The sequence below is a fragment of the Streptomyces sp. NPDC005963 genome, from assembly GCF_040638655.1.
In the GTDB taxonomy this organism is placed as follows: Bacteria; Actinomycetota; Actinomycetes; order Streptomycetales; family Streptomycetaceae; genus Streptomyces.
The window spans coordinates 66,917-77,947 of the sequence record NZ_JBEXVD010000008.1; the positions used below are offsets into that span (position 1 = coordinate 66,917).

Annotated in this window: 12 protein-coding genes; 7 read left to right on the forward strand and 5 right to left on the reverse strand. The window is 70.8% G+C overall.

Annotated features, from left to right (window positions below; genetic code table 11):
- Window positions 1-16: 16 nt before the first annotated feature.
- The 3 genes from ABZ348_RS14150 to ABZ348_RS14160 all read right to left on the reverse strand — a co-directional run bounded on the left by ABZ348_RS14150 (window position 17) and on the right by ABZ348_RS14160 (window position 2,845).
- The gene (locus ABZ348_RS14150) at window positions 17-937 is read right to left on the reverse strand and encodes a MerR family transcriptional regulator (protein WP_358932711.1); all 921 of its coding nucleotides are present in this window, start codon (window positions 935-937) and stop codon (window positions 17-19) included.
- 263 nt (window positions 938-1,200) lie between these two features.
- The gene (locus tag ABZ348_RS14155; RefSeq protein ID WP_358932713.1) at window positions 1,201-1,920 is read right to left on the reverse strand and encodes a DUF1775 domain-containing protein; all 720 of its coding nucleotides are present in this window, start codon (window positions 1,918-1,920) and stop codon (window positions 1,201-1,203) included.
- A gap of 352 nt (window positions 1,921-2,272) precedes the next feature.
- On the reverse strand, window positions 2,273-2,845 hold the full coding sequence (locus ABZ348_RS14160) for a histidine phosphatase family protein (RefSeq protein ID WP_358932715.1): 573 nt from the start codon (window positions 2,843-2,845) through the stop codon (window positions 2,273-2,275).
- A gap of 243 nt (window positions 2,846-3,088) precedes the next feature.
- Between ABZ348_RS14160 and ABZ348_RS14165 the strand changes: the two genes are divergently transcribed.
- From ABZ348_RS14165 to ABZ348_RS14175, 3 genes are all read left to right on the forward strand, one after another.
- Window positions 3,089-3,307, forward strand: a complete 219-nt coding sequence (locus ABZ348_RS14165; RefSeq protein ID WP_358932717.1) for a CbtB domain-containing protein — start codon at window positions 3,089-3,091, stop codon at window positions 3,305-3,307.
- 43 nt (window positions 3,308-3,350) lie between these two features.
- Complete coding sequence (locus ABZ348_RS14170) at window positions 3,351-4,088, forward strand: CbtA family protein (protein ID WP_358932719.1); 738 nt, start codon at window positions 3,351-3,353, stop codon at window positions 4,086-4,088.
- Between the two features lie 117 nt (window positions 4,089-4,205).
- Window positions 4,206-4,601 carry a VOC family protein gene (locus ABZ348_RS14175; RefSeq protein ID WP_358932721.1) on the forward strand — a complete coding sequence of 132 codons (396 nt, stop codon included), beginning with the start codon at window positions 4,206-4,208 and terminating at the stop codon, window positions 4,599-4,601.
- Here the strand turns inward: ABZ348_RS14175 and ABZ348_RS14180 are convergent.
- A complete protein-coding gene (locus ABZ348_RS14180; protein WP_358932723.1) occupies window positions 4,541-5,275 on the reverse strand; it encodes a DUF6597 domain-containing transcriptional factor in 735 nt (244 codons plus the stop codon). The genes ABZ348_RS14175 and ABZ348_RS14180 overlap by 61 nt on opposite strands.
- A 50-nt stretch (window positions 5,276-5,325) precedes the next feature.
- Window positions 5,326-6,507 carry a YihY/virulence factor BrkB family protein gene (locus tag ABZ348_RS14185; protein WP_358932725.1) on the reverse strand — a complete coding sequence of 394 codons (1,182 nt, stop codon included), beginning with the start codon at window positions 6,505-6,507 and terminating at the stop codon, window positions 5,326-5,328.
- A 17-nt stretch (window positions 6,508-6,524) separates the two neighbouring features.
- Here ABZ348_RS14185 and ABZ348_RS14190 point away from each other — a divergent pair, with 17 nt between their 5' ends.
- The 4 genes from ABZ348_RS14190 (at window position 6,525) to ABZ348_RS14205 (ending at window position 10,867) form a co-directional block, all read left to right on the forward strand.
- Window positions 6,525-8,159, forward strand: coding sequence for an acyl-CoA dehydrogenase family protein (locus ABZ348_RS14190; RefSeq protein WP_358932726.1), 1,635 nt, complete (start codon window positions 6,525-6,527; stop codon window positions 8,157-8,159).
- 197 nt (window positions 8,160-8,356) lie between these two features.
- Complete coding sequence (locus ABZ348_RS14195) at window positions 8,357-9,694, forward strand: GAF domain-containing protein (protein WP_358932728.1); 1,338 nt, start codon at window positions 8,357-8,359, stop codon at window positions 9,692-9,694.
- Window positions 9,695-9,752: 58 nt separating this feature from the next.
- Window positions 9,753-10,316 carry a GNAT family N-acetyltransferase gene (locus ABZ348_RS14200; RefSeq protein WP_358932730.1) on the forward strand — a complete coding sequence of 188 codons (564 nt, stop codon included), beginning with the start codon at window positions 9,753-9,755 and terminating at the stop codon, window positions 10,314-10,316.
- 467 nt (window positions 10,317-10,783) lie between these two features.
- The gene (locus ABZ348_RS14205; RefSeq protein ID WP_329027864.1) at window positions 10,784-10,867 is read left to right on the forward strand and encodes a putative leader peptide; all 84 of its coding nucleotides are present in this window, start codon (window positions 10,784-10,786) and stop codon (window positions 10,865-10,867) included.
- Window positions 10,868-11,031 lie beyond the last annotated feature (164 nt).

Sequence of the window (11,031 nt, forward strand, 5' to 3'; positions counted from 1 at the left end):
TCTGTTGGGTGGTGTTCTAGGTGACGGGTGCGTCCTGGGCGGAGAGTTCCTCGGCCAGTTCCATGGCGCGCAGGCGGGCCGGGGAGAAGTCGTAGGGCATCTTGCCGATGGCTTCGAAGGCACTCATGGAGTCGGCCTCCCGCCTGCCAGAACTGAGGTCGGCCTCGGCCTCGCCGTCATCGCCGTCATCGCCGTCATCAGGGTGCAAGGCGTCCCAGGCGGCACAGAGGGCATCGTCCTCCTCATGCAAACCGGAGTCCTCGATGACGGCATGGAGGGCGCTTTCGAAGGCGTGTCGCTCGACGGCCACTTGGGCCACCCGTGGATCATCGACGGCGACGCTGTCGTCGAGTGCCTCCTCGGCGTCATCGATGCGGTCGGAATCCTCGCGCAGAGCGGGATGCGTGGCCAGGGCGATGAAACGGGTGGCGTGGATGGCCGCGCCGAGCGGGCCGAAGATCCGCTCCATGACCAGCAGGCTGTCCAGGTCCGCCTCGCGCAGGGAGCCTTCGGGCAGACTCGTGAGGCGTTCGGTGACGAAGTCGGAGAGCAGGCCCATCCGGCTGCCTTCGGTGCGCATCCGCTGCACGGCGGTCCGTTGCCGCCGCAACTTCGCCTCCTGCTCGGCGAGGGTTTCCTCCAACCGCTCCAGGATGCCTGCGATGTCTTCTCCGCCGTCCGCACCGGCGGAAGCCGTACCGGTGGTGAAGGCGTCACGGATGTCGTTCAGGGCGATCCCGGCGTCGGCCATCTTGCGGATCCACAGCAGGCGGATCATGTCCTCGTACTCGTAGCGGCGGCGGTCATCGCCTCCCCGCTCGGGCTCGGGCAGCAGGCCGATCTCGTGGTAGTGGCGAATCGCCCGTGGGGTGGTGCCGGCGAAGGCCGCCGCGTCACCGATCTTGACCTGGCGGGGTGGCGTGAACGACGCGTGCATGAGCGGGGATCTTCCTCAAGGGGGCGGGACGCAGGTCCACCCGACCACATGCCGCTACGGAAGGTGCAACCCGTGCACACCGCTCCGCGCCAACCGAACTGCACGTTCGTCAAGCGGGTCGCCACGGCCGCGGCGCCTGCGGACCCGATCACCCGGGCCGGATCCCGCTCGCCGCAAGGGATGCCCGCTCGCCAGTCGTGCCGCGGTCGGTACGGAGGCGGGGGGGACGGTGCGGGGGACGGTCTCCCCCGCACCGGGCCCACTCAGGCCTGCGCGCTGGAACGGCGCTTGAACACCCACATGATCACGCCGCCCGCGACCACCACGACCAGTGCGAGCACACCGATGGCGATCCCCATGCCGCCGCTGTCCTTGGTCTCCTCGCTGGCCTCGGCCTGGATCGAGGAGCCCGTGTCGGTGCCCGAGCCGTCCGATCCCTTGTCCGATGCCGGCGCGGGCGCCTTGCTGGGGGAGAGCGGTGTGCCCTCCCACTCGGCCTTCTTGTCGGCGGACTTCAGCTTGAGGACCGGGGCCGGGTTCTCCGGCTTCTTGCCGTCCTTGGGCTCCTCGACCCAGCGGGCCAACTTGCCGTCGCTGTAGGTCTCCACGGTCTTGAAGACCAGGGACTTGGCGTCGGGCAACTGCTTCACCTGAATGCTGTACACGGCGTCCTCGCCCACGGCGAGGGGCTTGCCGGTGAGGGTGAAGCCGCCCTGGGCCTGGGCCAACTTCCAGCCCGCGGGGCCCTTCTTGAAGCTGACCGCGCCGGGGCTGATGCCCTCGGGCAGAACGACCTGGAGCATGGCGAGGCCCGCCGACTTGGACTCCGCGGCCGAGGTGAAGGTCAAGGTGACGTCCTTCGCCAAGGCTCGGCCGTCGGACGCGGTCACACCCGCGTGAGCCGAGGCGGGTGTGGCCACGGCCAGTGCCGCGGTCAGGGCCAGGGCCCCGGACAGGGCTATCCGCAGGGGTGCGTTGCTCATGGTTCTCCTCGTAACGAATCGTGGGGGGACGGGAGGCGCCGAGGCACGCCAAGGGCTCCCGCGTGGGGGTGGAGTGCCGTGGCAAGGGTGGGGGTCCACGTCATGGCGGGCCCATCATTCACGAAGCAGCCCTCCGAGGGAGGCCGGTTGCCATATCTGGCGCCCCTCCTCCCCCACGAGCCCCGTCATATGACGCTGCCATCTATCCGCGGGTTGGACATTTGGACGGGTGCGTACGGAAACATCCCCCCGGGTGGTCCGGTGCCCATGGCCCGTCCCAGCCGTTCGGACCGCACGCCGGTGTCACACCGACCGGTCGGTACGGGGCACGCCCGACGGCGGTGGCGGCGGGCTACTCCCTCGATCCGCCCAGGGGCCGCCCGCAGCGCAGGTTCCAACGCCCGGCCCTGCCACTGAGTTCGGTGAGTGTCAGGGGTCCCACGTCCAGTCGCCAGAACGCCTCCGACGCCAACCCCAACGCGACCACCGTGGCGGCCCGCACCACCGCGGGCTCCACCACCGCCAGCACCCGCCCGGCAGGCAGAGCCGCCAACCACCGCTCCACCCGTGCCGACAACTGCCGCAGCGATTCGCCCCCGTGCGGAGCCGCCGAAGGGTCCCGCAACCACAGCGCGAGGCCCTCGGGGTCGGCTTCGCCCACCTCGTCCAACGTCCGCCCGGTCCAACTGCCGACGTGCCAGTCGGCGAGCTGCTCGACCGGCTCGGCCCGAAGCCCCAACGCATCGGCAGTCTGACGGCAGCGCGACGAGGACCCCCGCACCACCAGATCGGCACGCGGTACGGCGTCGGCCGCCGCGGTGGCGGCACGTGTCCCGCTCTCGTCCAACGGTGACCGCCCGCCGAACCGCGCCTGCCGCAGATCGGCCGTCATCGCAGGTGAAACGAACATCACCCGTACCGTCATCGTCACACTCCCCACCGGTCATACCGCTCAACGGCACAAGAACATCACGGTGTGCCGCACCATGGCGGCAGCCGCCCCACAGGCGGTACGGTCGCGTGGACATGACGACGGTGTGACGGAAGCCCGGTGAGAATCCGGCACGGTCGCGCCACTGTGTACCCGCACCGCAGCGGGAAGTCAGACCCGGCACCTTCGTCTCAGGCACCACGATCGGGACGCGTCGTTCCCCCAGGAGGTTCTGCCATGGCCCAGTCCGCTGCGCCCGCCACCACCGCCGCACCGGCCATCACCCCCATCTCCCTGAAGGCCATCGCTCCCTGGGCGGCCTTCGTCGGAGTGCTGATGTTGGTCCTGCTCTACTTCGTCGGCGCCGAACAGGGCGCCACCTCCCTCCTCTCCGGCGAGAACGTGCACGAGTGGGTCCACGACGGACGCCACCTCCTCGGCTTCCCCTGCCACTGAGCACATCGGACCCGCACCGCTCGCAATCCCCAGGGGAACGTCCATGAACTCCATATCCGTCAGAGACCTGCTCGTCCGCGGCATGATCGCGGGCCTGATCGCGGGGGCCGTCGCCATGGCCGTCGCCTACTTCCTCGGCGAGGGCCCGGTGGACGCGGCCATCGCGTTCGAGGAGAGCCACAGCCATGAACACGGCGGCGAGGAACTCGTCAGCCGCGCCCTCCAGTCCACGGCCGGCCTGGCCACCGGTGTGCTGGTGTTCGGCGTGGCCGTCGGTGGCATCGCGGCACTCGCCTACTGCGTCGCACTCGGCCGCATCGGTGGGTTCGGCCCGCGCGCCACGGCGGCCCTGGTCGCCGGTGGCGCCCTGCTGACCGTGTACGTGGTGCCGTATCTGAAGTACCCGCCCAACCCGCCCGCGGTCGGCGACCCGGACACCATCGGGCAGCGCACGGCCCTGTACTTCCTGATGGTCCTGCTGAGCGTGTTGCTCGCGGTGGCGGCCGTGATCCTGGGACGACGGCTCTCAGGCCGGCTCGGCAACTGGAACGCAACGGTCGTCGCGGCGGCCGGCTTCGTCCTGGTCGTGGGGCTGGCGTTCGCCCTGCTGCCGTCCTTCAACGAGGTGCCCAAGGGCTTCCCGGCCACCGTGGTGTGGGAGTTCCGCCTGGCGACCCTGGCCATCCAGGCCACCCTGTGGACCGTCTTCGGGCTGGTCTTCGGGGAACTCGCGGAGCGACTGCTCACGGCGAAGAGGCCGCTGTCGGCCGTCGCGGCCTGAGCCCCGCGCCGCCCGTACCGACCGCCCGTACCGACCGCCGCCCCGGCAGCGGTCGGCACGGGCGGTACGTCCGATTCGTTCAAGACGCACGGCCCCACCAGTGCCTACGGTGGTCCCATGACTCCACGACTCGACGCGCTCGGCATCGTCACCGCCGACATGGCCGCGTCCCTCGCCTTCTACCGCCGACTCGGCCTCGACATCCCGGCCGACGCGGACACCGCCCCCCACGTGGAGGCGACCCTCCCCAGCGGGCTGCGCGTGATGTGGGACACGGAAGCCGTGATCGCCTCCTTCGACCCCACGTGGACCCGGCCCGCCGCGGGTGCCGAGCGGCTGGGTCTCGCCTTCCGCTGCGCCGACGCCGCCGAGGTCGACTCGCTCTACGCCGAGTTGATCGAGGCAGGCCACCAGGGACATCTGAAGCCGTGGGACGCGGTCTGGGGCCAGCGCTACGCGGTCGTCCTGGACCCCGACGGCTGCGGCGTCTCGCTCTTCGCCGACGCGCAGTAGCCCCCGAGCGTCATACCGGTGAGAGCGCGCATCTCCCGCGCGAGATGCGCCTGATCGGCACAGCCCGCACCGGTCGCGGCAGCGGAGTACGAGGCCCCGAGCCGGACGAGGCCGAGCGCCCGTTGCAGCCGCAGGATCCTCGCTAGGGTCTTGGGCCCGTATCCGAAGGCTTCACGGGAGCGGCGGTGGAGCTGCCGGGTGCCGAGGCCGGCCGCGGCAGCCACCTCGGCGACGCCCTCCCCGGCGGCCAGCCGGCGCACGATGTCCCCCACCACCGGGTCGGGCCGCCCGGCACGGTCTGCGGCAGCGCGCGCCAAGGCGGCCAGTGCGTCGGCCGGGTCGACGGCCGCGTCGACCCGCGCAGTGAGCCCCCGCACCCGGGACGCTCCCCAGAGGGCGTCCAGGTCCACCCGGAGATCCCGTAGTTCGTGTGCGGGCACGCCCAGGACGGCCGGCGCCGACCCGGGGGCGAAGCGGACTCCTGCGTACCAGGTCCCGGGGACCGCGTCCGGCAGGTGGGAGCGGGTGTCGGGGCCCGCGACCAGCAGCCGGCCGGGCGTCCAGATGAGGTCCATGCACCCGTCGGGCAGCACCGGTCGAGCGGTGGCCCCCTCGGTCGGGGTCAAGGTCCAGACGACGGCACCGTCGAGCCCGGCGGGCCGCTCCTCGTACATGTGGTCGAGCGTAGTACGCCGGCCCGGACCGTCCGGGCCGGTGCCCGGCGTCACTGCCAGGGGTAGTCGTCCCGGTCCGGGGGCGGGGACGACTTATGCGGGTCGCGGCCCGTGTGGAGTCGGGACTTCACGTCGTCCGGGGGCAGGAAGCGCGACCAGCGCTCGGGGAACTCCGACGGCATGTCCCCCGGCCCCTCGTCGTCATCGTCGTCGTCATCGTCGTCGCTGCCATAGAGATGGGCGGCCCTGGCCCGGGCGACGAGTTCGGCCGCCTGCTCGGCCCGCAGCCGCTCGTTGGCCGCGCGGGCGGCGGCAGTCGCCGCAGCGGGCCACACCCGGTCGATGGCAGCGTTCACCGCGGCGCCGACCAGGACCGCGAACGCGGAGATGCCGATCCACAGCAGGACGGCGATCGGCGCCGCCAACGAGCCGTAGATGGTGGGCCCTTCGACGGTGTTGGTGAGGTAGATCCGCAGCAGGAAACTGCCGAAGACCCACATGCCGAGGGCGACCAGCGCGCCGGGCACGTCCTCGATCCAGGGCGAGCGGACCGGAACCGACACATGGTAGAGCGTGGTCAGGAAGGCGATCGACAGCAGACTGACGACCGGCCAGTACAGGATCGTCACCAGCGTGGTCCCCCACGGCAGCAGCGCCACCACCCGATCGGGGCCGACGACCGCCAGCGGGAGCACCACCGCGCCGATGAGCAGGGCGATCAGGTAGAGCAGAAAGGCCAGCAGCCGGGTCGCGACGATGCCCCGCTGGCCGTCGAGGCCGTACATCACGGTGATCGTGTCGATGAAGACGTTGACCGCCCGCGACCCCGACCACAGGGCGATCGCGAAGCCGATCGAGATGATGTCCGGACGGCCGCCGTGGGTGACGTCCTCCAAGAGCGGTTTGGCGATGTCGTTGACGCCACGGTCGGACAGGACCGTACCGACGGCATTGAGGATGTTCTCCTCGATGGAGGCGACGGTGGTGGTGTTGGTCCAGTCGTCTATGTAGCCGAGGAGCCCGATCAGACCGAGCATCAGGGGCGGCAGGGAGAGCAGCGTGAAGAACGCGGCTTCGGCGGCGAGCCCCAGGATGCGGTACTCGATGCACGAGTTCACCGTGTCCTTCAGCAGCAGCCATGTCATCTTCCGCTTGGAAACGTTGCGGTAGAGGACGCGCGCTCGATGGAGCCGGCCCGACGGCCGCTCGGGTGTTTCATTTGCTGCCTGCACCTCCTTACCGTATCGGCATGGCAGCGAGCACCCACACAGTGACCAACCAGCCTCCGCCCCTGGTGGGGTACGACGTCTACGCCGCGGACCGGGCGCTGACCGAGGCCGTGGAGCGACACGTCGTCCCCGAAGCGCTCGACGAGGCCCGTGCGGAGTTGACGGAGTTGGGCCGTGCTTCCGGTTCGGCCCAGGTGCAGCGCTGGGGCGCCGAGGCCAACGAACATCCGCCCCGACTGCTCACCCATGACCGGTACGGGAACCGGATCGACGAGGTGGAGTTCCATCCTGCCTGGCACCGACTGCTCGGCCACGCCGTGTCGGCGGGTCTCACCGATGCCTGGAGCCGGCCGTCCGGCCATGTGCGCCGGGCGGCCGGGTTCTTCGTGTGGACCCAGGCGGAGGCGGGGCACGGCTGTCCGCTGTCGATGACGCACGCCGCGGTGCCCGCGCTGCGCACCGATCCGGAACTGGCCGCGGAGTGGGAGCCCCGGCTGACCTCGCGCACCTACACGGCCGATCTGCTGCCGCCGGGTGCCAAGGCGGGTCGCCTGCTCGGCATGGGGATGACGGAGAAGCAGGGCGGCAGCGACGTACGGTCCAACACCACGTCGGCGGTCGCGCTGGACGCGTCAGGGGAGTACCTCCTGACGGGCCACAAGTGGTTCTGCTCCGCGCCGATGTCCGACGGCTTCCTGGTGCTGGCGCAGGCCCCGGGCGGGTTGACCTGCTTTCTGCTGCCCCGGGTGCTGGAGGACGGCACGCGGAACGCCTTCCGCATCCAGCGGCTGAAGGACAAGCTGGGCAACCGGTCCAACGCCTCCGCCGAGGTGGAGTTCGCCGACACCTGGGCGCGCCGGGTCGGCGAGGAGGGCCGCGGGTTGCGCACCATCCTGGAGATGGTGGCCGCCACCCGGCTCGACTGCGTGGTCGGCTCTGCGGCCCTGATGCGGCAGGCGGTGGCTCAGGCGATCCACCACTGTTCGCACCGCAGCGCGTTCGGCGGCCCGCTCGTCGACAAGGCGCTGATGCGCAACGTCCTCGCCGATCTCGCCCTGGAGTCGGAGGCGGCGACCGCGCTGGCCCTTCGACTGGCCGCCGCCGTGGACCGCGGCACCGAGGAGGAGTCGGCGTTCGCCCGGCTCGCGGTGCCCGCCGCCAAGTACTGGGTGACCAAACGCTGTACGCCCGTGGCCGCCGAAGCCCTGGAGTGTCTGGGCGGCAACGGCTACGTTGAGGATTCGGGGCTGCCCCGGCTGCTGCGCGAGTCACCGCTCAACTCGATCTGGGAAGGGGCGGGCAACATCCAGGCGCTGGACGTCCTGCGGGTACTCCAGCGCGAGCCGCTGGCGCTGAACGCCTTCCTCCAGGAGGTGGGCGAGACCCGGGGAGCGGATCACCGGCTGGACCGGGCCATCAAGGAGCTGCTGACCGAACTGGCGGATCTGGAGGGGATCGAGGCGCGGGCCCGGCGGGTGACCGAGCGCATGGCCACGGTGCTCCAGGGATCGCTGCTGGTGCGGTGGGCTCCGGCCGAGGTGGCGGACGCCTTCTGCGCGTCCAGGCTGGGCGGGGACCGGGGAGCCGCGTTCGGGACGCTGCCGCACACGCTGGCGCTGCGGACCGTGGTGGACCGGGCGCGCGCCGTGGAGTGAGGCCGACGGCCGGGCGGGACCCGAGGGGTGGCGACCGAACGGCGGACCGCCATCAGAGATGATCATGCTCAGGGTGGTGCCGCGCCGACACGGCACCACCCCTCGCGCTCTCCACCTTCGTACACACGAACACCCGTTCGCGAGGGTTGCAAGAGGTTGCAGCCCACGTACCCGTCGCCGCCCAGGAGGAACATCGCGTGCAGACCAGACCGATCGACCTGGCCCGCCTCGCAGCGATGGACACCGCGGAGGCCACCCGTCTACTGAAGGGCATCCGCGAGGACGCACTCAGCGGGAGACGCTCGGCCGTCGGCCCCCGCACGGTCATCGGGGAGTCCTGGCAGCGGCTGCTGCACCGGGGGCTGGACCCCGAGCGGGACCGCCGGGTCGGTCTGCTGCCGCGCGATGAGATCGAGCGCCGTCGCGACGCCTCGCCCCTGCGCGAGGTGCTGCACGTCCTGCGGGACGGGCTGGTGTCGGTGGCCGAGGCGGCGCAGCACATCATGCTCGTCTCGGACTCGGACGGTCGACTGCTGTGGCGCGAGGGCAAGACCTCAGTCCTGCGCAAGGGGGACGCCCACGGGTTCGTCCTCGGGGCGAACCTCGCCGAGGAGTACGTGGGCACCAACGGCGTGGGAACGGCCCTCGTGGTGGGCCGACCGGTCCAAGTGCACGCCGCCGAACACTTCGTCTCCGCACACCACAGCTGGACGTGTACCGGTGCGCCGGTGACCGATCCGCGGGACGGCAGGCTGCTGGGAGTGATCAACGCCAGCGGGCCGCTGTCCACCATGCATCCGGCGACGCTGCCGCTCGTCACGTCCATCGCCCGCCTCGCGGAGCACGAGTTGCGCCAGCGGCATTCCACGGCGCTCGACCGGCTACGCAGCGTGGCGTCCCCGCTGCTGTGCCGCCTCACCGGGCGGGCGATGGCGGTGGACGCCGACGGCTGGCCGGCAGCCGTGACGGGGATGCATCTGCCCGGTCGGATCCGGCTGCCCTCGGTGCCCACGGACGGACGGCTGTGGCTGCCGTCGCTGGGCCTGTGCATTCTGGAGCCTCTCCCGGGCGGCTGGCTGGTACGCGTGGTGGAGGAGCACTCCACCGGTGCGACCCGGGTGGTGCTGGACCTCCGCCGTCGCCACCGGGCCTCGGTCTCGATCCACGGCGAGGCGGGCAGCTGGTCGCAGGGCCTCAGCCCGCGCCACGCCGAGCTGCTGTACTCCCTGGCCAGGAACCGGGGTGGGCTGAGCGCCGCGCAACTGGCACAAGACCTCTTCGGTGATGCCTCACGCACCGTAACCGTACGGGCGGAGATGTCCCGTTTACGCCGGCATCTCGCCCAGGTGCTGGCCAGTCGCCCGTACCGGTTCGCGGACCGGGTCGAGGTGGAGGTGCTGGAACTCACGGCCCAACCGCTGGCCTTCCCGGACACCCCGGCCGCCGGAATTCACGTGGTCGAGGAGGTCAAAGGGGCCAAAGGGGCAGACGCCCCGGTGGACCAGGACAGCGGATCACCGGCCGTCCCACCGTGACAGGTATCGCACCCGGCGCGGCTTGGACCAGGGGTGATCCGCGTGATTCCCTGCGTTCATGAGCATCACCATGACCACCTGGTCCCTGGAGCAGACGTCCCCCGCCGAGCAGCGCCCCTCCGCGACGGTCGGCGAGGTGCGGATCGTCCGCGCCGAGGTCCCCTCACCGGAGTTCAGCCGCTTCCTCTATACGGCGGTCGGCGGAGACATCCACTGGACGGATCGGCTCCCCCTGACCCACGAGGAGTGGGACGAGATGCTCGCCCGGCCCGGCACCGAGACGTGGGTGGCCTACGAAAAGGGCACCCCCGCCGGGTACGCGGAGATCGAGGCCCAGAGCGACGGTGCGGTGGAGATCGTCTACTTCGGACTGATCCCGGCGTTCCGGGGACGTCGTATCGGTGGCCACCTGCTGTCGTACGCGGTGGCCCGGGCCTGGGACCTGGCGGAGCGCTGGCCGGACCGGGAGCCCACCAAGCGGGTCTGGCTCCACACCTGCTCCAAGGACGGCCCGCACGCGATGGACAACTATCTGCGCCGCGGGTTCACGGTCTTCGACACCAAGGTGACCGAGGAGGAGGAGACGGTGACCCCTGGCCCCTGGCCCGGCGCCCGACCCTGACACCGCTCGGCACACGCTTCTGCGCCCGCGGCGTGAGCCGCCCTTCGTTTCACTGCACCACGCTTCACTGCGCTTCGTTTCACTGCGCTTCGTTTCCACCGCCCTGCGCCGCCTTCCCTTTTCACCGCCCTGCGCTGCACCGGCGTCCGTGTGCGTGCTCACACGGGCGCCACGCGATCGCGCCGCGATACGGGCCGCGATGGAGGGGAAGAGTCGTCGCGCATCTCCCCCTATGGGTGGCCGGCCTCACGTTCGACGACTCCGTTCCGGCATCCATATAGGGTCATTCCTCCCAGATAGACCGCCGAGGTCCACTTCCGGCCCTGGGTCACGATTCGATCGAGCCATCGCCCGGTGGGGCACCCCACAGCCCGGACCACTCGCACATGTCTCACGATGCGAGACATCATTGTCCAACATGTGGATGATGGTGGACTGCCATCGGACCGCCGTGCCACGCTTCCGTCATGTCTCGGACTGGAATTGCCTTGGTGAGTCGACGCCACGTCGACCTCGGCCGCATGTCCAGCGCCATCTGTCCCGCCTGCTGACAGCCCAGCACCGCCGAGCATTTCACCGTCTGAGCCCCCAGAGCACCGCCAGCCCCAGCTGAGTCACCGAGCCCGCAGCCGTCGCACTTAGCCCCTTGGGTTCACCTGCCCTGCGCACCGTCGCGCGCCCTCACGAGTGTGCAGCTCAGAGCCGCCCTCCTGTT